At 73.7% G+C, this 21,266-nt stretch carries 19 protein-coding genes and 1 pseudogene; 12 read left to right on the top strand and 8 right to left on the bottom strand.

What is annotated here, in order from left to right; all coding sequences use genetic code 11:
• The 5 genes and pseudogenes from AA75_RS49735 to AA75_RS25190 all read left to right on the top strand — a co-directional run.
• Positions 1 to 643, top strand: a pseudogene (locus tag AA75_RS49735) (hypothetical protein); the annotation flags it as partial.
• 6 nt (positions 644 to 649) lie between these two features.
• Positions 650 to 2,038, top strand: coding sequence for a hypothetical protein (locus AA75_RS25175; RefSeq protein ID WP_033822520.1), 1,389 nt, complete (start codon positions 650 to 652; stop codon positions 2,036 to 2,038).
• A complete protein-coding gene (locus AA75_RS25180; protein WP_033822521.1) occupies positions 2,035 to 3,450 on the top strand; it encodes a CHAT domain-containing protein in 1,416 nt (471 codons plus the stop codon). Before AA75_RS25175 ends, AA75_RS25180 begins: the two co-directional genes overlap by 4 nt.
• Positions 3,447 to 4,877, top strand: coding sequence for a hypothetical protein (locus AA75_RS25185; protein ID WP_033822522.1), 1,431 nt, complete (start codon positions 3,447 to 3,449; stop codon positions 4,875 to 4,877). The genes AA75_RS25180 and AA75_RS25185 overlap by 4 nt, the downstream gene beginning before the upstream one ends.
• Before the next feature lie 120 nt (positions 4,878 to 4,997).
• Positions 4,998 to 5,780, top strand: coding sequence for a glucosamine-6-phosphate deaminase (locus tag AA75_RS25190; protein WP_033822523.1), 783 nt, complete (start codon positions 4,998 to 5,000; stop codon positions 5,778 to 5,780).
• Positions 5,781 to 5,882: 102 nt separating this feature from the next.
• Here the strand turns inward: AA75_RS25190 and AA75_RS25195 are convergent, their stop codons facing one another.
• The 8 genes from AA75_RS25195 to AA75_RS25230 form a co-directional block, all read right to left on the bottom strand.
• Positions 5,883 to 6,311 (bottom strand): MarR family winged helix-turn-helix transcriptional regulator, encoded by a 429-nt coding sequence (locus tag AA75_RS25195; RefSeq protein ID WP_033822524.1) that lies wholly within the window; start codon positions 6,309 to 6,311, stop codon positions 5,883 to 5,885.
• A gap of 85 nt (positions 6,312 to 6,396) precedes the next feature.
• Positions 6,397 to 7,203 carry a putative quinol monooxygenase gene (locus AA75_RS25200; RefSeq protein WP_051813288.1) on the bottom strand — a complete coding sequence of 269 codons (807 nt, stop codon included), beginning with the start codon at positions 7,201 to 7,203 and terminating at the stop codon, positions 6,397 to 6,399.
• A 69-nt stretch (positions 7,204 to 7,272) separates the two neighbouring features.
• Positions 7,273 to 8,316 carry a 3-oxoacyl-ACP synthase III family protein gene (locus AA75_RS25205; protein ID WP_033822525.1) on the bottom strand — a complete coding sequence of 348 codons (1,044 nt, stop codon included), beginning with the start codon at positions 8,314 to 8,316 and terminating at the stop codon, positions 7,273 to 7,275.
• 23 nt (positions 8,317 to 8,339) lie between these two features.
• Positions 8,340 to 9,005, bottom strand: coding sequence for an HAD family phosphatase (locus AA75_RS25210; RefSeq protein WP_051813290.1), 666 nt, complete (start codon positions 9,003 to 9,005; stop codon positions 8,340 to 8,342).
• Between the two features lie 43 nt (positions 9,006 to 9,048).
• Positions 9,049 to 10,098 (bottom strand): ScbA/BarX family gamma-butyrolactone biosynthesis protein, encoded by a 1,050-nt coding sequence (locus AA75_RS25215; RefSeq protein ID WP_051813292.1) that lies wholly within the window; start codon positions 10,096 to 10,098, stop codon positions 9,049 to 9,051.
• Positions 10,099 to 10,187: 89 nt separating this feature from the next.
• Entirely contained in the window at positions 10,188 to 11,258 is a 1,071-nt protein-coding gene (locus tag AA75_RS25220) for an aldo/keto reductase (RefSeq protein ID WP_033822527.1), read from the bottom strand.
• A 34-nt stretch (positions 11,259 to 11,292) separates the two neighbouring features.
• Entirely contained in the window at positions 11,293 to 12,243 is a 951-nt protein-coding gene (locus AA75_RS25225; RefSeq protein ID WP_033822528.1) for an aldo/keto reductase, read from the bottom strand.
• Between the two features lie 54 nt (positions 12,244 to 12,297).
• Positions 12,298 to 13,806 carry an MFS transporter gene (locus AA75_RS25230; RefSeq protein ID WP_233289181.1) on the bottom strand — a complete coding sequence of 503 codons (1,509 nt, stop codon included), beginning with the start codon at positions 13,804 to 13,806 and terminating at the stop codon, positions 12,298 to 12,300.
• A gap of 97 nt (positions 13,807 to 13,903) precedes the next feature.
• Between AA75_RS25230 and AA75_RS25235 the strand changes: the two genes are divergently transcribed.
• From AA75_RS25235 to AA75_RS25265, 7 genes are all read left to right on the top strand, one after another.
• Positions 13,904 to 15,583 (top strand): FAD-dependent monooxygenase, encoded by a 1,680-nt coding sequence (locus AA75_RS25235; RefSeq protein WP_082526817.1) that lies wholly within the window; start codon positions 13,904 to 13,906, stop codon positions 15,581 to 15,583.
• Between the two features lie 79 nt (positions 15,584 to 15,662).
• Positions 15,663 to 15,983 carry a putative quinol monooxygenase gene (locus tag AA75_RS25240; RefSeq protein WP_033822529.1) on the top strand — a complete coding sequence of 107 codons (321 nt, stop codon included), beginning with the start codon at positions 15,663 to 15,665 and terminating at the stop codon, positions 15,981 to 15,983.
• Positions 15,980 to 16,864, top strand: a complete 885-nt coding sequence (locus AA75_RS25245) for an NAD(P)-dependent oxidoreductase (RefSeq protein ID WP_033822530.1) — start codon at positions 15,980 to 15,982, stop codon at positions 16,862 to 16,864. The genes AA75_RS25240 and AA75_RS25245 overlap by 4 nt, the downstream gene beginning before the upstream one ends.
• 95 nt (positions 16,865 to 16,959) lie before the next feature.
• Positions 16,960 to 17,868 carry a zinc-binding dehydrogenase gene (locus AA75_RS25250; protein WP_033822531.1) on the top strand — a complete coding sequence of 303 codons (909 nt, stop codon included), beginning with the start codon at positions 16,960 to 16,962 and terminating at the stop codon, positions 17,866 to 17,868.
• A 483-nt stretch (positions 17,869 to 18,351) separates the two neighbouring features.
• Positions 18,352 to 19,140 carry a hypothetical protein gene (locus tag AA75_RS25255; RefSeq protein WP_033822532.1) on the top strand — a complete coding sequence of 263 codons (789 nt, stop codon included), beginning with the start codon at positions 18,352 to 18,354 and terminating at the stop codon, positions 19,138 to 19,140.
• 415 nt (positions 19,141 to 19,555) lie between these two features.
• Complete coding sequence (locus tag AA75_RS25260) at positions 19,556 to 20,833, top strand: hypothetical protein (protein WP_149038362.1); 1,278 nt, start codon at positions 19,556 to 19,558, stop codon at positions 20,831 to 20,833.
• Positions 20,834 to 20,924: 91 nt separating this feature from the next.
• The gene (locus AA75_RS25265; RefSeq protein WP_033822534.1) at positions 20,925 to 21,230 is read left to right on the top strand and encodes a GNAT family N-acetyltransferase; all 306 of its coding nucleotides are present in this window, start codon (positions 20,925 to 20,927) and stop codon (positions 21,228 to 21,230) included.
• Positions 21,231 to 21,266: the final 36 nt, after the last annotated feature.

Genomic DNA, 21,266 nt, shown 5'->3' on the forward strand with positions numbered 1-21,266 from the left:
GATCATCCGGCTGGCGACCGTACTGCTGATGAAGGACCGGGCCGGCCGGGTGGGCGGCCACGGGGTGGCCCTGCTGCTGCGCTCCCTGCTCGACGCCCCCTCCGGCGCCCGGATCCACCTGGTCGGACACTCGTACGGCGCCAAGGTGGTGCTCTCGGCGCTGTGCGACGGCCCCGCGCCCGGCCGGAAGGTCGAGTCGGTGCTGCTGCTCCAGCCCGCCCTGTCCGCCCTGTGCTTCGCGCCGGACGTCGACGGCACCGGACGGCCCGGCGGCTACCGGCCCGCGCCGGAGCGCTCGGTGCAGCCGGTGCTGACCACCTTCAGCCGTCATGACGTGCCGCTGACCGAGGTCTTCCACCTGGCCGTCCGGCGGCGCTCCGACCTCGGCGAGGTGGTGATCGCCGGCGCGCCGCCGTCCCGCTACGCCGCGCTGGGCGGGTACGGCCCGCAGGGCGTCGACGGGGAGAGCGTGACGGTGGCCCCCAGGGAGCCGCCGGAGCAGTACCCGCTGGGCCCGGGCCCCCGGATCGTCGCCGTCGAGGCGGACGAGGTGATCTCCGGGCACGGGGACGTCGCCAACCCGGCCACCGCCTGGGCGCTGCTGTCCCAGGTGATGGGTGCGGGATCGACGGGTGACGGGTGAGCACCGATGGCCGTCCAGATCCGCAGCGAGTACGACCTCCCCACGCTGCGCATCCGGCTGTCGGGTGCGGGCCGGGCCGGGCTGACGCACGTCGAGTTCCAGACCGTCCTGGGCGGCGGGCGGCCCGAACGGGTGGCCGGCTGCACCATCGCCCAACTCGGGCTGCCGGAGCGGCTGTCCGCCCGCGACCAGCTCCCGGACCACCGGTTCCGGATCCCCACCGAGCTGGTGAAGGTGCTGGCGGCCGCCGCGGACGGCCTCGGGCCGTCGCCCGGTCCGCCGCCGAACGCCCTCTGGCTGGAGCTCGCCAACCCGCGCGGCTACCTCCACCTGGTCCCCTGGGAGGAGTTGCTCGCCCCGCTGGGCCGTCCCGTGGTCCGGCTGCCGAACCACACCGTCCGCGCGCAGTCCCCGTCCGACACCCTCGAGGTGGCGCTCTGCGCCGGTTCCCGGTCGGCGGGCACCGCCGCGGCCACCGCCGCCGTCCTCGAACAGCTCACCGGGATGTGGATCGAGCACTCCGGGCGCCACGTCCGGGCGCACCTGTTCACCGACCTGGCCGGCCACCGCGAGGTGGCGCGCTGGGCCAGTGGCATGACCCCCTTCCTGGTGGTGCACGATCCGCACGACGCCGCCCGCTGCGCGCCCTCCGCGAACAGCCTCAGCTGCGCCGAGGAGCCGGGCCGGGTGCTCGACCCGTGGCTGCGCTGGATCCGCGACGCGCTGCAGCGGCAGGCCCTGGACGTGGTCCAGTTCGTCACCGACGGCCGGCTCTCCAACGGCCGGGGCGCCCTGGCCATCGCCGGCACCCCGCTGCGCGGTCCGCAGCGGGCCGCGTCACCGTTCGTCGGCAGTGCCCAGCTCAGCACGCTGCTCGCCCAGGTCGGCGCCTGGTGCCTGGTGCTGAACGCGGTGCCGGGCATCCGTTCCGGTGCCGCGCTGCGGGAGCTGGCCGATGCGGTCGCGGCGGTGCGCCCGGGCGTCGTCCTGGTCGACGACCTCGACCTCGACCCGGACCTGCGGCAGCTGGGCGCGGCCGTCGGCATGGTGCTGGGCGCCACCGACCCGCCCGGGACGGCCATGCCGGGCCTGGTCTGCTGGGCCCATCCCGAGTTCGCCGAGTCCCCGGGGACGGCAGCCATGCTGCTCACCCCGGACCGGCGTTCGACGCTGATCGGCGGCGCCACCCAGGACGCCCTGACCGGTGACCGCACCCCTTCCTGGGTGGCCTCCGGGACCCGCTACCTGGAGGCGCAGCAGTCCGAGTGGATGCCCGACTCGCCGGATGCGGCCGAGGTGGACCCGGACGCGGCCGCCGCGCTGCGTTCGGTCTCCTCGCTCCTCGAGAAGCACGTCCGCCGGCACCTCGACGGCCGCCCCGGAGGTGCGCCATGAGTCGACTGATCTTCCAGCTCTCGGGTTCGGTCGGGCTCGACAACCTGACCCACGTGCAGATCTCGCTGTCGGAGCCGCCGGTGTTCGGTGTCCCCGCGCACCCGTTCCAGTGCACCGGGGACGAGCAGCCGCTGGCGGTGCTGCGCGACACCCGGCTGCCGATCGACGGGGTGACGCGGACCGCGGGGCGGTTCCTGTTCGAGGAGGTGATGCGGCATCCGGGGGTCGCGAGCCAGCTGCCGGTGGCGCTGAACACCCAGCCGCCGGACCGCTGTCCGGTCTTCGTGGAGCTGGCCACCGGCGCCGAGGTGGAGGCGCTGCCGTGGGAGACGCTCTGCGCGCCGTCCGGGGAGTTCCTCGGGCTGGACGAGCGGTGGTCGCTCGGACGGATCGTCAACAGCCCGATCGTCCGGGAGCCGTACTGGTACCTGGAGCCGCCGGTGCGGATCGCCGTGGTGCTGTCCTGCCTCGGGATCCCGGCGGCCGACGAGTGGCAGGCGCTGCGGGACGCGGTCGCGGCAGCTCCGGGGGTGCCGGTGGAGCTGCTGGTGGTGGTGAGCGAGAAGGAGCTGTACGAGCAGGTGCTCGACGAGGGGGGCGGGGTGCGGGTGGAGCTGGTGCCCGAGGACCTGGCCGATCTGCAGCGGCTGATCAGCGGTTTCCGGCCGCACCTGCTGCACTTCTTCTGCCACGGCTCGGTGCAGGGCGGCCCGCACCTGCAGCTGGCGTTCGGGACGGACTGGGACACCGGCCGGGCGGACCACAGCCTGAACGTCGAGGCGCGGGAGTTCCGTGACTTCGTCGAGGGTGCGGGCGACCCGCCGTGGCTGACCGTGCTGAACTGCTGCGAGGGGGCCGCGGTCGGCGACGGCCCGGACAGCATGCAGTCGCTGGCGCTGCGGCTGGTGTACGAGGGCGGGCTGCCCGCGGTGGTCGCGATGCGCGAGTCGGTGCCCGGTGACGATGCCAACCTGTTCACCCGGGCGTTCTACAAGCGGCTGCTGGCCGAGCTCGCGGAGCGCGCCGCCGGGTCCGGGGCCGGCCCGGAGGCCGCCGAGCCGGTCGACTGGGCGATGCTGCTGGTCGCGGCGCGGACCAGGCTGGCCCACAAGCACACGGACATGACGCTGAGCCAGGCCGCCGCCTCGACCAAGGAGTGGACCCTGCCTGCGGTGTACCTGCGCCATCCCCACGGCCAGGGCCCGGCCCGGCCGGGCGGCCCGCCGCCCGCCGTGGACAGTGACACCGACGGTGACGGTGACGGTGGGCCGCCGACGCTGCGGGCGGCCCGTAAGGAGATCGAGGCGCTCCAGGGCCTGCTGGCCCAGCTGCCGCCCAGCGCCCCGCAGGCGCTGCGCGCCGAGGCCGAGCAGCGGCTCGGCGAGCTCGCCGGGCTGCTGGAGCACCGGTGAGCGGCCCGGCGGCCGGCCCCGCGCCCGGGGCCGACACCGTGACGGACGCCTTCTCCGGCACCGGGCCGGTGGCCGGTCCGCTCGCGCAGGCTTACGGCAGGTGGGCGCTGACCTCGGTCGAGGTGGGGGCGGCGCGGCGGCTGGTGCCGTCCGCGCCCGACCCGGCCGACTGGAGCGACCCGAAGGTCGGCTGGGGTCTGGTGCTGCCCGACGCCCCCGGGCTGGACCCGGACGCGCTGGCCCGGGCCGAGGACGCCGAGCCGCCGCTGCGCCGGCTGTTGGCGGCCCGGCGGGGGCGGGTGCTGCGGTACCGGGCGGGCAGCGGGTACGCCGACTGGACCCTGCGCGACCTGGCCGGCGGCGGCGACCTGCTGACCGCGGCCTCGCCGGCCGGCTCCGGCCCGCTGGAACTCCCGATGTACCTGCTGATCCACGGCACGCCCGAACAGATCCCCTGGCAGGTGCAGTACGCGCTCAACCCGGTGCGGCACGTCGGGCGGCTCGATCTGACCGGCGAGCCGCTGGCGCGGTACGTCGACGCGCTGCTCGACGGCTGGTCCGGGTCGGCGGTGCGCTACGAGGCTCCGGTGGTCTGGTCGGTCGACCTGGGCGAGGGCCCGCAGGACATCACCACGCTGATGCGGGACGCGGTCGGTGCGCCGCTGTACGCGCTGCTCGCGGCGGATCCGGACATGCCGGCGGCGGTGTTCGTCGACGGGTCGGCCACCGGTGCGGACGGCGCGGCGCTGGGCGAGGCGCTCGCCTCGGCCCGTCCGGCGCTGGCCGTGACCACCAGCCACGGTCTGACCGGCCCGGTGGACGACCCGGTGCGGCTGCGCGAGGGCCTCGGGCTGCCGGTCGGCCAGGACCGTACGCCGGTGCGGCCGCAGGATCTGCTGGCCGGGTGGCAGCCGGACGGCGCGGTGTGGGTGGCGCGGGCCTGCTGTTCGGCCGGGTCGGACAGTCCGAGCGCGTACCACGGCCTGTTCGAGCCGGGTTCGCCGGTGGACCGGACGCTGGACGGGGTCGCGGGGAGCGGCGCGGCCGTCGCCCCGCTGCCGCGGGCGCTGCTCGGCGCCGAGCGGCCCGCCCGGGCGTTCGTCGGGCAGGTCGAGCCGGCCTTCGACTGGACCATGTCGTTCCCGCCCAACCGGCAGCGGCTCACCTCCCAGCTGGTGGAGGCCGCGCTGTACCGCGGGCTCTGCCTGGGCCTGCCGGTGGGGCTGGCGATGGCGCCCTACTACGAGCCGGTCGGCAGTCTGCTGCTGCAGTACGCGCGGGCGGCGGGCGTCTACGGCACCAGCGTCCGGGAGGCCGCCCGGACCGCGCTGGACCTGGCGCTGTACAGCAAGGTCACCGCCTACGACCGGGCGGCGACGGTGATCCTGGGCGACCCCACGGCCGCGCTGCGGCTGCCGGGGCGGTGACCGGCCGGGGGCCGGCGCGGGGGCGGGCGCGTTCCGGGTGCTGGACCGGGTGGACCTGAGGGGTGTCTTCACGGCAGACTGGTCTAGACCTCTAAATCGTTCCAGAAACGGTGGACCAGTATGGAAATCGTGATCGTCCCCGACGCCGCCGCCGGCGGCGAGCTCATCGCCGCGGCGATCGCCGATCTGCTGTCCGTCAAGCCCGACGCGCTGCTCGGCGTCGCCACCGGCTCGACCCCGCTGCCGATCTACCAGGCGCTCTCGGCCCGGGTCCGCAGCGGGGCGCTGGACGCCTCCCGGGCGCGGATCTGCCAGCTGGACGAGTACGTCGGCCTGCCGGCCGGCCACCCGGAGTCCTACCGCTCGGTGGTGCTGCGCGAGGTGGTCGAGCCGCTCGGCCTCACCGAGGACTCCTTCCTCGGCCCGGACGGCAACGCCGAGGACATCGCCGCGGCCGCCACCGCCTACGACCGGGCACTGGCCGAGGCCGGCGGTGTCGACCTCCAGCTGCTGGGCATCGGTACCGACGGCCACATCGGGTTCAACGAGCCCTGCTCCTCGCTCGCCTCCCGGACCCGCATCAAGACCCTGACCCGGCAGACCCGGGCGGACAACGCCCGCTTCTTCGACAGCCCGGAGGAGGTCCCGCACCACGTCATCACCCAGGGCATCGGGACCATCCTGGAGGCCCGCCACCTGGTGCTGCTGGCCACCGGCGAGGCCAAGGCGGAGGCCGTCGCGCTCGCCGTCGAGGGTCCGCTGGCCGCCGTGGTGCCCGCCTCGGCGCTGCAACTGCACCCGCACGCCACCGTGGTGGTCGACGAGGCGGCCGCCTCCGGCCTCAAGCTGGCCGGGTACTACCGCGACACCTACGCGGCCAAGCCCGCCTGGCAGGCGCTCTGACACCCGCCCGGGGCCGGGCACGCCGCCGCCCCGGCCGCACCGGGCGCGGGGGCGCTCGGGTGCGGGCGGGGCGTCGGCCGCTCCGGGACCTGCCGGGCGGGCCTACCGGTTGAGGACGGCGGACCAGCGTTCGAGGAACTTCAGCAGCTGCTCGCGCTCCTCGTCGTCGAACTCCGCCGCGATGGACTCCTCGACGGCGACGGCCTCCTCGTCGGCCTTGCTGAGCAGCGCGCGGCCGCTCCTGGTGAGCCTGGCCTCCAGGATGTGGAGGTGGACGGGGTGGGGCTTGCGCTCCACCAGTCCGCGGCCCTCCAGGGTGTTCAGCACGGAGGACATCGTCTGCGGGGTGACCAGGCAGCGGCGGGCCAGTGCGGCGCCGGACAGTCCGGGCTCCTCGAAGATGGCCAGCATGACGGTGTACTGGGCCGGGTTGAGGTTGAACGGCCTGAGGGCAGCATGCTTCGCGGCGATCAGTTCCTGCTCGGCGCGCTTCAGATGGTGACCCAGCCGGCGCTCGATCGGAAGCCTCATGCTTGGAGCACCTCTCAGACCTCTTACATTCATCTGCACTCGGATGACCAGCGCCAATCAGATGCAGTTCATCGGTTAGATGTTATCAGCCGTCCTGGTTCGGCACCGAGACTCCGCCCGGGGCCGAGAAGCCGTCGGCGCGGTTGGTGACGAAGAAGCTCGGCCCGGTGATGTGGGCGCGCGCGACCAGGGCCAGGAAGTCGGTGGCCGCCGGTCCGTTCTTGTGTGCGTCGAACGCGGCCTGGTCGGTGAAGGTCTCCAGGAAGACCACCCGGGTCGGGTCCTTGGGGTCGGGCACGAAGTGGTAGCCCAGCGTGCCCGGCTCCTCGGTCAGCGACCGGTAGCCGTCGGTCTGGGCCATCGCGATGAACTCGTCCCGGAACTGCGGCTGCACGTTGTCGAACTCCGCGACGACCGTGAAGACCACGCCGGCGTCGCCGCGCGAGTCGGCCCGCCTGCCGTTCATCTCCAGCGGGCGGGAGGTGCCGCTGATGGTCCGGTTCGGACCGGTGGCGTGGTCCCGGGCGGCGAGCGCGCGCAGTCTGTGCTCGTACCGGCCGTGCTCGTGGATCTCGAACGCTCTGCGGTTGGCGAAGGTCATCGCGACCACCAGCCGGGACGGGTTCCCGGGGTCGGGCACCACGTGGAAGCTCTGGGTGCCGCGCTCGTGCTTCAGCGAGTCGTAGCCGTCCTGCTGGGCGGCGGCCAGGAAGGCCGCCCGGCCGGCCGCCGGGATGTTCTCGAACGAGTCGATCACCAGGTACGCCACACCGTGGTCACCGCGGCTCGGCTCGGTCTGCCCGGGGCGCAGCGGGGCCGCCGTGGCGGCGGGCGCCGCGAGCAGCAGGGTGGCGACGAGCGCGCCCGGGAGCAGTGCGGTACGGAGTTTCATCGGAGGTTCTCCTCTGGAGGGGTGGGTGGTGCCGCTGCGGGAGCGGCGGTTCGGGGGTGCGACCGGGCGTCAGGCGAGCGCGCCGGTCAGCTGCGGGACGGCCTGCGGCCCCGGGACGGGTGCCGCGGCCCAGCGCAGCAGCGTGGTGCCGACGCTCATCCCGCCGCCGAAGGCGGTCAGCAGGACGGTGTCTCCGGTCCGCAGCCGGCCGGCCCGGTGGGCGTGGTCCAGCGTGACGGGGACGGAGGCGGCGCCGGTGTTGCCGTAGCGTTCGACGGTCAGGTGGAGTTCGGCCCTGGGCAGCCCGAGGCTGGGCCACAGGTCGGCCAGCATGGCGCCGTTGGCCTGGTGCGGCACGACGTGCCGGACGGTCTCCGGCGGGGTGCCGCAGCGGCGCAGCAGGGCGGCGACGGCCTCGGGGAGTTCCGCGTGGACGAACTGCCGAACGCCGCGTCCGTCCATCCGGAAGTAGTGGCCGCCCTCGGCCAGGGTCTGCGCGGAGGCGGGGCTGCGGCTGCCGCCGGCGGCGACGCCGATCAGGCCGTGGGCGTCGCCGCGGGTGGTCAGTTCGGTGTCGACGAAGCCCAGTCCGGGGGCGACCGGGCCGAGGACCACCGCGCCGGCGCCGTCGCCGAACAGGGCGCAGGTGCGCCGGTCGGTGTAGTCCAGGATCCGGGAGTAGATGTCGGCGCCGATGACCAGGCCGTGCGGTACCCGGTGGTGGTCGCGGCGGTCGAGCAGTCCTTCGGCGACGCCGAGGGCGAAGGTGAAGCCGGAGCAGACCGAGTTGAGGTCGAAGGCGGCCGCGTTCCGGGCACCGAGCAGGTGCTGGACGATGCCGGCGGTGGCGGGCTGCGGGTGGTCCGGGGTCGAGGTCGCGACGATGATGAAGGACAGCTGTTCGGCCCGGATGCCGGCCTGGGCGAGGGCCCGGCGGCCGGCCTCGGCGGCGAGGTCCGAGGTGGCCTCGCCCGGGGCGGCGCGGCGCCGTTCCCTGATGCCGGTCTTGTCGGTGATCCACTGCGGGGTGACCCCGGCGGGCCCGGCGATCTCGTCGTTGCCGATGACGGCCTCGGGCAGGTACGAGCCGGTGCCGACGATGCCGATGCTCATGGTTCCTCCTGACGGCGGCCGGTTCAGCCGGCCGGCACTTCGGTGATGGAGAGCCGGCGCCAGTTGGCGGCCTCCGCGCGGGCGGTGAGCACCGGGTCGTCGCCGACCACCACGGGGTGGCCGACGGCCTCCAGCAGTGGCAGGTCGCTGGCGTGGTCGCCGTAGGCGCAGGACGCGGCCAGGTCGATGCCGAGGATGGTGGCCGCGTGCCGGGCGATCCGGCCCTTGACCTCGCCGATCACCGGGACGGTGACCTCGCCGGTGAGTTCGCCGCGGCGGATCACCGGTCGGGTGCAGAACGTCCAGTCGGCCTGCAGCTGGGCGGCGATGGGCTGCAGAGGTGCGAAGAACGAGCCGGAGACCAGGACGGTCCGGGCGCCCGTGCCGCGCCGCAGGGCGAACTCCGCGACGGTGCGCGGGACGAACAGTCCGCGCTCGACCTCGCGGGCGAACCAGGCCTCGCCGGCCGCGGTGAGGCGTTCGGCGCTCTCGCCCGCGTAGTAGCGGTAGTAGCGGCGGTTGATCTCCTGCCGGGGGACGCCCTGGGCGGCGGCCGCCCGCAGTTCACCGGCGAGGCGCTGGTACGTCTCCTCGGGCCGGCCGCGCCACCACAGGTAGAACTCCAGGAAGCTGAACATCGACTTGGGGTGGATCAGCGTCTCGTCGACGTCGAAGAATGCCGCACGCACGGGTCCTCCTCGTGGGGTGATCGGGGCTGGTTCGGGGGCTGGGCTACTGGGTTACCGTGGCCAGCGTGATCGCGAAGGTCGCCAGCTCGGCGCCGTCCTGGGTGGCCGTCACGGTGACCGGTACGCGCAGGGCCGGCTCGTCGGGCTCCGGCAGGTGCAGCGGGCCGCCCTGGGTGTAGAAGGTGCCGGGCTGCTCCTGGGCTCCGGTCTGCGGTTCGCAGACCTTGGCGGTCAGGACGGTGGCCGGCTCCAGCTCCCCGAACCGGGTCATGGTGACGAACAGTTCGGTCGGGTACACCTTGGCCGGGGACAGTCCGCGGGCCTCCATCGCGGCGAACACCGCGACCTGGCGGGCGGCCTCGGTCAGCACCATGCCGGGCAGGTGGTCCTGGGCGTGGTCGAACAGGCTCGGGTGCTCCGGCGGGACGTGCAGGGCGGCCCGCGCGACGCCGTCGCCGCTGACCGCGTCGGAGAGGATCACGTTGGCGGCGGCCGCCCGGCCGACCAGGTACGGGTCGGTGAGGCTGCGGGCGGGTGCGACCGGCAGTTCGGCGGTGCTGGGCAGCGGGCGGCCGTCGCGGTTCTTGGCCCGCAGGTCGGCGTAGGCCGACGGGTCCCGGAAGCGCAGCCCGACGCCGGTCCAGCCGATCACCGTGCCGTCGACCGACAGCTCGATGCTGGTGTCCAGCCCGGTGATCCGGCCCTCGCGCAGGCGGCGGTCGGTGACGGTCGCCTTCATCGTCACCCGCAGCGGGCGGCTGCCGACGACCAGCAGCTGCGGCCGGATCAGGCTGATCCGCAGGAAGGTGAGGATGAACTTGTCGGTCAGCGGCACCTCGTAGAAGGCGTGCGCGCCGGCCAGACAGGCCTGCCGGCCGGCCTCCAGCAGCAGGACCGGGTCGTAGCGGCCGGGCCGCAGCAGGTGGTCGCCGTAGTAGGCGTGCGAGCGGGGCAGCATGGCCGCGACGGCGTAGGTGTCCTCGCCGGTGGAGCGGAGGTCGGTGAGGAACACCTCGCCGATCGAGTCACGGTGCACCAGCGTACGGTTGACGGTACGGGAGAAGCTGAGCTGATCGGTTTCGGTGACAGTCATACCGGCTCCTTCGGCCTGGGAAGAGGGGACCGCCGGGCGCCCGCCGCACGGGGGGACGCCGGTGCGCCCGGCGGTCGTTCGGGACCCGCTCAGGCGGGGTAGACGTCGCCCGGGAGCTTCCGGTCGGCGCCGACGGTCGCGATGTGCCAGTACGGGTACGGGGCGCGGGTGGCGCTGACCTTGTCGAGGGTGGCGACCTCGTCGGCGGTCAGGGTCCACTCCATCGCCTTGAGGTTGTCCTCCAGCTGGTGCGGCTTGGTGGCGCCGATGACCGCGGAGGTGATGCCGGGCTTGGCCAGCACCCAGTTGACGGCGACCTGGGCGACGCTGGCGCCGCGCTCGTCGGCGATCACCTGCATGGCGTCGACGATGTCGTACGCCTGCTCCTCGTCGGTGAGCGGCGCGGACTCGGCCGGGGTGGCCTCGGAGAGCCGGCTGCCGGCCGGGCGGCCCTCGCCGCGCCGGTACTTGCCGGTCAGGAAGCCGCCGGCGAGCGGGCTCCAGGCGGTGATGCCGACCTGCTGGTCGACGGCGAGCGGGACCAGTTCGTACTCCAGCTCGCGGGCGGCCAGGTTGTAGTAGCCCTGGTAGCAGACGAAGCGGTTGAGGTTGCGGCGCTCGGAGACGGAGAGCGCCTTCATCAGCTGCCAGGCGGCGAAGTTGGACACCCCGAGGTAGCGGATCTTGCCCTGGTGGACCAGGTCGTCCAGCACCCGCAGGGTCTCGTCGAGCGAGGTCCGCGGGTCGAAGCCGTGCAGGTGGTAGAGGTCGATGTAGTCGGTCTGCAGGCGGCGCAGGCTCGACTCGACGGCCTCGTACAGGTGGTGGCGGGTGGAGCCGAAGTCGTTCGGGCCGTCGCCGCTGACCCGCCAGCGGCCCTTGGTGCCGATGATGACCTTGTCGCGGACCTTCTTGAGGGTGTGGCCGAAGAACTCCTCGCCCTTGCCGTTCTTGTAGACGTCGGCGGTGTCGAAGAAGTTGATGCCCGCGTCGAGGGCGAGCTCCATCATCCGTACGACGTTCTGGTCGTCGACGGTGCCGAACTCGGACCAGTTGCGGTCCGGGGCGCCGAGGAAGGAGGCGCCGCCGCCGAAGGTCATGGCGCCGAAGCACAGTTCCGAGACGGCCAGGCCGGTGTCGCCGAGATAGCGGTATCGCATGGGGGGAACCTCTCTGGTTGGGGTCGGCGGGGGCTCAGTAGCGGGTGCCGGCGGTGGAGCGGCCGAGCGCGGTGAGCGCGTCGATCTCCTCGGCGGTGAGGGTGAGTTCACCGGCCCGGACGTTCTGCTCCAGGTAGGCCGTGCGCTTGGTGCCGGGGATCGGCACGATGTGGCCGGCCTGGGCGAGCACCCAGGCGAGGGCGACCTGTGCGGCGGTGGCGTCGTGGGCGGCGGCCACCGCGGCGACGCCCTGGGCGACGTGCTGGTTGGCGGCGATCGCCTCGGGCTGGAAGCGCGGGTTGCCGCGGCGCCAGTCGCCCTCCTCCAGCTGGTGGCCGGCCTCGATGGCGCCGGTCAGGAAGGCCCGGCCGAGCGGGCCGTACGCGATGAAGGCGGCGTCGTTGGCGGCGCACCAGGGCACCACCTCGTCCAGCTGGTCCTGGCTCCACAGCGACAGCTCGCTCTGCACGGTGGAGACCGGGTGGATCGCGTGGGCGGCGGCCAGTTCGGCGACGGTCGCCTCGGACATCCCGATCCGGCGCACCTTGCCGGCGGTGACCAGGTCGGCCATCGCGCCCCAGGTCTCCTCGACCGGTACGGCCGGGTCGACCCGGTGCAGCTGGTAGAGGTCGATGGTCTCGACGCCGAGGCGGGTCAGCGAGCCGTCGGCGGCGGCCCGGATGTGCTCGGGCCGGCCGTCGGGCAGGATGTCGCCGTCCCGGACCACCAGGCCGCACTTGCTGGCCAGCACCACGTCGTCGCGGCGGCCGCGCAGGGCCCGGCCGACCAGCACCTCGTTGGTGTGCGGGCCGTACACGTCGGCGGTGTCGATCAGGGTGACGCCGAGTTCGATCGCGCGGTGCACGACCTTCTCGGACTCGCTGTCGTCGCGCAGCCCGGGGGTGTAGGCGAAGCTCATGCCCATACAGCCCAGGCCGATCTCGCCCACGTTCCAGCCGGTGCTGCCCAAGGGACGGGTCTTCACAGGGTGATGCCTTTCGGAGAGTGACCGGTGCAGGTGCGCACCGGTGTCGGGGTGTCAGGGGTGCTGGAGGTCCTTCTCGCGGATCGCGAGGAAGGTGACGACGGCGCCGGCCAGGGCCAGCACGGCGAGGATGACGAAGGCGGTGTGCATCGCGGAGGTGAGGGCGTCCGACAGCAGGGCGCGTACCGCGGGGTCCGGGTCGATCCGGCCCTGGACGGCGTCGCCGGCCAGCCGGGCGGGTGCCTGTGCGGTCCGGCCGTCGAGGTCGGCGGCGGTCATGCTGGCGAGGAAGCCGCCGGCGGCGGCGATGGCGATGGACTCGCCGGTGATCCGCATGGTGTTGAAGATCCCGGAGGCCATCCCGGAGCGGGCGGGCGGCACCACCGACACCGCGGCGTTGTCCATGATGCCGAAGGCGCTGCCCACCCCGATGCCGAACACCAGGAGCGGTCCGACGAGTTGGAGCACGCTCTGGTGCGGCTGCAGGACCAGCAGCCAGAGCGACCCGACGGTGATCAGCACCGAGGACGCGGCCAGCATCACCCGCAGCGGCAGCCGGTCGGCCACCCGGCTGAGCACCAGCGGCAGGACCAGCACCGGCAGGGTCAGCGGCATCAGCAGGGCGCCGGAGACGGTGGTGCTGCGTTCGCCGGCTCCCTGGAAGTACTGCGGCAGGTAGACCAGCAGGACCACGAAGCCGAACGTGATGGTGAAGGGCTGGCAGACCACCACCACGAAGGTCGGCCGGCGGAACAGCGACAGGTCGAACATCGGCCGCTCGACCCGGAGTTCGGCCACCACGAAGAGCAGCATGAAGAACACCGCGGCGAGCGCGGCGCCGATCGTCGGGGCCGAGGCCCAGCCGTGCTCCGGGCCTTGGACGAAGACCATCGCGACGCAGAACAGGCTCGCGCTGAAGGTGGTCAGTCCCGCCCAGTCCACCCGCTGGGCGTCCGGGTCCCGCGATTCGGCGATGTTCGGGACCAGGAACAGCACCAGGGCGCCCAGCACCACGTTCATCCAGAAGACGCTGCGCCAGCCGGTCGCCGCTACCAGCGCCCCGGCCACCAGCGGGCCGAGCGCGAGGCCGAAGCCGAACGAGGCGCCGAGGATGCCGAAGGCGCGGGCCCTGGCCCGGCCGGTGAACGAGGCCCCGAAGATCGCCGCGCCCGAGGTGAGGATGCCGGCGGCGCCGACCCCTTGGACGGCCCGGGCCAGGTCGATGACCAGGATGTCCCCCGCCGCGGCGGCCACCGCGGACATCGCCATGAAGGTGACGATCCCCCAGAGCAGCACCCGGCGCCGGCCGAACCGGTCGGCCAGTCCCCCGGCCGCCAGCAGGCAGGCGGCGAAGGTGACGCCGTAGGCGTTCTGCACCCACTGCGCCGCGCCGTTCCCGGCGTGCACGGCGGCGGCCAGCTCCGGCAGTGCGACGGCCGGGCCGGTGACGGTCAGCGGCAGCAGCACGCTGGCCAGTGCGACGGCGACCAGCGTCGGCCCGCTCCCGCTCCGGCGTCCGTCCGGATGTGCCGCGGCCTGTGAGGCCTGTGCGACGGCACTCACCCCAACACCCCCTGTCAGTGGTCGGATTGATGTACGGCCTTGCATGACCATAAGATGTCGAATGGTTCGCGTCAAGCCGACACAGGAGGTAGTCAAGATGACCACGAGGCCGCCCGCGCAGCACCCCGCCGGACACCCGACCGATACGTCATCCGACCTGCAGCACACCGCAGTTGACGAGCCCCACCATGACGTCGACGTCCTCGTCGTGGGCGCCGGACCGGTCGGCATGCTGGCCGCCGCCGAACTGCTCCGCCGCGGCGTACGGGTACGGATCGTCGACCGGTCTCCGGACACCACCTCGTTCCCCAAGGCGCTGCTGATGTGGCCGCGCAGCCTGGACCTGCTGGAGGATCTCGGCATCCTCGCCGAGCTGCGCCGGGCCGCGGTGCCGATCACCGCGTTCAGCTACTTCTCCGAGCGCCGGCCACTGGCCACCTTCCGGTTCCCCGGCGACCTCACCCCGCTGTGCCTGCCGCAGAACGAGACCGAGCGGATCATCCGGGCCAGGCTCACCGGACTCGGCGGCAAGGTCGAACACGGCGTCAGGCTGCTGGCCCTGGAGGGCCTGGACTTCTCCGGCCGGATCGACGGCACCAGCGGGGTGACCGCCGTCCTGGAGCACGCCGGCGGCCGCCTGGAGCGCTTCCGCGCGCCGTACGTGATCGGCGCGGACGGGGCCGGCAGCGCGGTGCGCGGACAGATCGGCACCGGGTTCTCCGGCAGCACCTACGAGACCGCGTTCGCCCTGGTGGACGCCCACATCGACGGCGAACTCCCGGGCGACCGGGCGCTGTACTACCAGTCCGCCGACGGGGCACTGGTGATCGTCGCACTGCCCGACGGGGTCTTCCGGTTCTTCAGCTCACTGCCGCCGGGCGAACCGGTCTCGGTCGAGCGGATGCAGCGGATCGTGGACGAGCGCGGCCCGCGCGGGGTGCGGATCACCGAACCGGTGGTGTGGCAGTCGGTGTTCCGGGTGCACGCCCGGCACGCCGCCGACTTCGCCCTGGGCCGGGTCTTCCTCGCCGGGGACGCCGCCCACGTGCACAGCCCCGCGGGCGGCCAGGGCCTCAACACCGGCCTCCAGGACGCTCACGCGCTGGCCTGGCGGATCGCCGCCCACCTGGGCGGACGCCTGACCGGCGCGGCCCTGGCCGAGTACGCCGGCGAACGGCAGGCCGTCGCCCGCCGGGTGGTTCGCGACACCGACGCCCAGACCCGCGCCTGGCTCACCTCCGGCCCGCTGCGCACCGGGCTGCGGGACGCGGCGTTCCGGCTCGGCGACCGCTCGGGCCTGGCCGAGCGGCTGTACGGGCCGGTGATGGCCGGCCGGCGCCTGGCGTACCCGGTGCACCGCGCCGACCAGCTGCCCGGCGGGCGGACCGGCTGCCGGCTCGCCGCGCGGATACCCGGCCGGGTGCGGGTCGGTTCGGTGTTCCCGCGGGCCGTCGCCGTCCCGCTGGCCATCGCCGGACCGGACGCCGACCCGGACCGCTGGCACCTGGTGGTCACCCCCGGACCGGGGACCGACGGCTGGGTCCGGCGCGCCGAACGGCTCGCCGGGCAGCGGGCGCAGCTGCGCCTGGTGACGGTCCAGCGCGCGGCGCTGACCTCGCACGGCGCCTGCGGCCGGCCCGGCTACCACCTGGTCCGCCCCGACGGGCACGTCCAGGCGCACGGGCACGGCGGCGACCTGGACCGGCTGGAGGACGAGCTCCACACCCTGTTCGGACCGCGCCCGGCGGCCGGCCCGGCCACCGGCGGCCTACTATAAGAGATCGAACATTGATAAGGTCTGTACCCACACACAGACCTTTGATGGTTCGACCCAACACGCCTGGAAGAAGAGGAACATGACCGAAGTGACCGTGGTCGGGCGGGCGGTTGCCAAGCCCGGCAAGCGTGACCAGGTGGAGCGACTGCTGCGCGCGGTGATCTCCCCCACCCACGAGGAGGAGGGCAGCCTGCACTACTCCATGCACCAGGGCATCGACGACCCCGACACCTTCGTCGCGGTCGAGCGGTGGACCAGCGCCGAGGCCCTGGAGCAGCACCTCGCCACACCCCACCTGCAGCACCTGGCCGAGCAGATCGGCGATCTGCTCGCGCAGCCGCTGGACATCAGCACCTTCAGCCAGCTGCACGAGGGCGGCTCGGACAAGGGCGTGCTGTGAAGGCGCCCGTCGTCGCGCTCCTCGGTACGGGAATCATGGGCGCGGGCATGGCGCGAAGCCTTCGGCGTGCCGGACTGGAGCTGAGGGTCTGGAACCGCACCCGGGCCACCGCCGAGCCCCTGGCCGCGGCCGGGGCCTTGGTGGCCGGCAGCGCCGCCGACGCCGTGCGCGGCGCCGACGTGGTGATCACCATGGTGACCGACGGCCCGGCCGTGCTGGCCGCGATGGAGGCGGCCCGGCCCGGCCTGGCGGCCGGCCAGGTGTGGCTGCAGACCTCGACGGTCGGAGTCGGCGCGGTGTCCGGGCTGGTCGCGTTCGCCGCCGCCGCCAGCCTGCGGCTGATCGACGCGCCGGTGCTCGGCACCCGGCAGCCGGCCGAACAGGGCCAGCTGCTGGTCTTCGGCACCGGCCCGCAGGAGGCCCGGGACCAGGCCGCCGCGGTGCTGGACGCCATCGCCGCCCGCACCCTGTGGCTGGGCACCGACGCGGCCACCGGCACCGCCACCCGGCTCAAGCTGGTCGTCAACAGCTGGGTGCTGGCGACCGTGACGGGCGCCGCCGAGGCACTGGCGCTCGCCGAGGGGCTGGGCCTGGAGCCGCGGCTGTTCACCGACACCATCGCGGGCGGCGGCCTGGACAGCGGGTACCTCCAGGGCAAGTCCGCGGCCATCCTGAAGGGCGACTTCGCACCGCAGTTCGCTCTGGCCACGGCCGCCAAGGACGCCCGTCTGATCGTCGACGAGGCGGTCCGGGCGGGTCTGCGGCTGGACATGGCGGCCGCCGTCGCCGAGCGCTTCGCCCGCGCCGTCGAGCAGGGCCACGGCGACAAGGACCTCTCCGCCACCTATCTGGCCGGCTTCGCGGACCGCCGCGAGAGCTGAGCGGCCGCCGGCCGCCGGGCCCGCTCCCCGGACCGGGCCCGGCGGCCGCTCCCGGCGCACCGAAACCTCCCGTTCCACCGATCCGAAGGAATCCCATGCGAGCCATCGTCAACACCCCCGCCACCGGCGGCGTCGCCTTCGCCGAGGTGGCCGAGCCGCTCCCCGCCGACGGCGAGGTCCTGATCGAGGTCAAGGCCGTCTCGGTCAACCGCGGCGAGATCCTCAACCTCCCCGGCAGCCCCGAGGGCTGGCGTCCCGGCTGGGACGTGGCCGGTGTGGTCCTGGAGAGCTCCAACGGTTTCACGGCCGGGCAGCGCGTGGTCGCGCTGTCGCTGGCGGACGGCAGCTGGGCCGAGCGGATCGCCGTCCCCGCCGAGGCGGTGGCCGCCCTGCCGGACGCCGTGGGCTTCGCCGAGGCCGCCACCCTGCCGGTCGCCGCGCTCACCGCGCTGCGGCTGGTCCGCGAGTCCGGCACGCTGCTGGGGCGCCGGGTGCTGGTCACCGGCGCGGCGGGCGGGGTCGGCCGGATCCTGGTCCAGCTGGCGTCCGCGGCGGGCGCCGAGGTCACCGCGGTGGCCCGCAACGCCGCACGGGCGAAGGGCCTGAACGAGCTGGGCGCCGCCGCCGTGGTCACCGAGATCGACGCCGCGGACGGCCCGTTCGACGCCGTCTACGAGTCGGTGGGCGGCACCTCGCTGGCGTCGGCGCTGAACCTGGTCGGCCCGGGCGGGACGGTCTTCAGCTACGGCAACTCCTCCGGGGAGAGCACCCCGGTGGACTTCTTCCAGTTCTTCGGCGGCCACGAGCAGGCCGTGCTGCGGCACTTCGTGTTCGTCACCGGCGCGCAGGTCGGCCCCGACCTCGCGGCCCTCGCCCGGCTGGTCGCCGACGGGCGGCTGGACGTCGGGGTCTCCTTCACCAAGGACTGGGCCCACGTCGAGGAGGCGCTCACCGCGGTGCGCGAGCGCACCGTGGCCGGGAAGGCCGTGCTGACCATCGGCTGAACCGGACGGACCGGGCAGGAGACAGGGCGGGCGCCTCCACGGCGCCCGCCCTTCGGCGTCGGGTCGCGGACGGGCCGCCGACCGCCCGGACCAGGAGGTATGAGCTGCGTTTGGGGAAACTTGACGTTGTCCAAACTGATATGAATACTTTCTGACGCATCGTCAACAGCGGTCCCGGGCAGCCACCGGCACCGCGCCGAGGGGAGGAATCGTGCGCCCGGTTCCCCACGGCACCCCGGCCCCCCGCCCGGCGGCACCCCCTCCACCGGCCGCCGCCCGACCCCGGGCCGCAGCACCCTCCCCCACCTACCACGCCATAGTATCGACACGTCGGCATCACGAATCCGCCACACCCGACCCCCGGCGCGACGCAGCCCCGAGGACCGGATCCCGAAGGCCCTCCCGGCGGGGGCCGCGAAGACGGGACCGGGTCGAACAGGTCGGCTGACACCGCGTCGGATCGCAGAAGGTGGAGACTCCCAGGTGGATCGAAAGGCACTGCAGAAACTGCTCACGGCATGCCGCGGCCGGGTGGACCCGTCCGCGTACGGCTTCGAGCGCCGGGAGGGGCGCGGCCGCCGCGCCGTCGGCCTCTCCCAGTACCAGATGGACCGGCTGCTGATGCGCGCCGAGGGGACGTACGGCCGGTTCGAACGCGGGGATCTCGACAACCCCTCGCTGGAGTTCCTGCGTGATGTCGGCCGCACCCTGAAGATGAGCGAACGCGAGTGGACCGCCCTGTGGCTGTACGGTGCGGGCCACCAGCCGCCGTGCGCCCTCGCGCCGGCCAAGACCGATCCGCTGCCGGACGTCTGGCGGGGCGTGGTGGACGGCATCACCCACATCGCGTACGTCAACGACGCGGGCTGGAACGTGGTGGCCCACAACGCGGCGGCCGCCGCGATGTTCCCGCGCGGCCAGATGCCCGCCAACGTGATGCGCTGGATGGCGCTCGACCAGGAGGCCCGCGAGTTCTCCCTGCCGGACTGGGAACGGACCTGGGCCCCGGCGATCCTCTCCCAGCTGCGGGCCGCGCACGCCACCTACCCCGAGAACGAGGACCTGGCCCGGCTGGACGCGGAGGTCAAGGCCGACCCCTGCGCCGGGCCGATCTACGACGGCCCACTGGACGCCTACATCCACCCGGACGGTGACGAACGGCCCATCGTCCACGCCCAGTTCGGTCCCGGGCGGCTCCGGATGGCGACCGCGCAGCCGCTCGGCTCCCCCGGCTCACGCCTGATGATCATGACGTTCCGCTTCGACGACTGACGCCGGGCGGACTCGCGGCGGCTTGCGGACCGGTCGCGGAGCAGTCGCGGCGCGGCCGACCGCCGACCGCAGGACGGCTCGGCCACCACTCGTGTCAGGTCACAGTCAATTCATGTTTCACCGACGCTCGGGCTGTTCTACCAGGAAAAACTTCCCCTAGATATCGCCAGGCCGATGCGTGAGAGTGATGTTCCATGAGCAGGACGTGAGATCCGGGGTACTGCCACAGCTGTCGCATCGGGGAGGGCGGACACCGCCCGGGCAGCCGCACGCCCGGCCCTGAACCGCGGCCGGTCACGGTCGGCGACCACACGCGCCGAACACCTGCGCCACCGCCCGGTCCGACAGTCTCCACCCCACTGAACTCCGTTGCAAGGCATGCGGGTTCACCCTCATCTCCGGATTGGAAGGAACCATGACGCGCCCACTAGCGGTGACCGGCGGCGAACCACTCGGCGGCTTCCCGGCGGCAGACCTCCAGGACCCCCGCCCCCGTCCCGGCCGGGCCGGCCGCCCCGGCCCGCCCAGCTCGCGGCAGCTTCGCCAGGCCCTCGACCGCGCCCGCGAGTTCGGCCGCCTCCGGACCAAGTACGAGCCCCTGCGCGCCAATCCGGCCCCGGACCTGCGGGACATCCCGCCGCTGTCCCGGGAGGAACTCAGCCGCGCCATCTGGGACCGCGTCCAGGAGGGCTTCCTGAACGACAGCGGCGCCGCACTCTACGTCGGCGGCGGCACCCTCGGCCGGCCGACCGTCACCCTGGTGCCGCCCAGCCTGTTCGCCGCCGACATCATGGCCGCCTGGCGGCCGCTGCGCCGCCGCGACGTCCTGATCAACCTCTGCCCGGGCAGCCGCACCTGGCCCGGCTACGACCTGTGCAACGCGCTCGCCGCCCGGGCCGGCGCCTCGGCCATCCCCTTCCAGGCCTTCCGCGAGCACGAGTTCGCCCAGTGGCTCGGCCTGCTGGAGGGCTTCGGCGGCACCGCCGTCGCCGCCGACTCCGCCACCATCCGCGCACTGCTGACCTACTGCCACCACATCGGCTACCCGCTCACCTGGGCCCGCACGGTGATCTGCGTCGACTCCGGCCTGGAGAGCGGCACGGCCGAGCTGGTCCGCCGCACCCTCCCGGGCGCCGAGGTGTGGAGCCTGTACGGCTCGCCCGAGGCCTGGGCGATCGGGCACAACGGCCCCGGCTGCGACCGCAACACCTTCCACCCGTTCGGCCACCAGCACGTCGAGATCTGGGGCGGCGAGGTGCTGGTGACCACCGTCCACGACAGCCAGGTCGCCCCCGTCCTGCGGTACCGCACCGGCGCCTACGGCGAGTTCACCGCCTGCTCGTGCGGCGATCCGGCGCCGGCCCTGCGGCTGCTGGACGCCGCCGGGGACGTCCTGGGCTTCCGCGGCGCCCGGCTGTCGCGGGCCGAACTGGTCGCCCTGGTCCGCCGCCTCGCGGAGGTCGAGGACGTCGAGCCGGTCGTGGTCGACCGCGGTCAGCCCACCGAACGGCTGCGCCTGGAGATCCGGCCGAGCGCGGGCGCGGTCGCCGACCAGTACCTGGAGGACTGGATCCGCGAGTGCGTCATCCGCGAGCACATCGCGATCGGCCAGGCGGTGGCCCGCGCCCCCGAGTCCTTCGAGGTGCTCGCCTCCGCCCGCTCCCGCGCCTGCGCGGCCCCGGCGGTCGCCTGAGCGGGCGGTGGTTGATCAATCATTGGTTCAATAATAAACTACCTCTCGAAGCGGCGCTCTCCCTCCGCGCCGCCCCGAGCAAGGAGTACCCATGGCCACCGACGTGACGGACAACCAGGCCGCTTCCCGGTTCGAGATCTCCGACGACGGTGAACTCGCCGGCTTCGCCGAGTACCACCGGTACGAGAACGAGATCGCCTTCATCCACACCGAGATCGACCCCCGGTTCGGCGGGCGCGGACTCGCCGGACAGCTCGCCCGGGCCGCCCTCGACACCGCCCGTGAGCAGGGCCTCGCGGTGCTCCCCTACTGCCCCTTCATCCGCGGCTGGATCGGCAAGCACCCGGAGTACACGGACCTGGTACCGGCCGCGCAGCGCGACCGCTTCGGCCTCTAGCTGTATTGATCACGAGCGTTGTTGACAGTGGTCGGG

Source organism: Kitasatospora sp. MBT63, assembly GCF_000710465.2.
Classification (GTDB): Bacteria; Actinomycetota; Actinomycetes; order Streptomycetales; family Streptomycetaceae; genus Kitasatospora.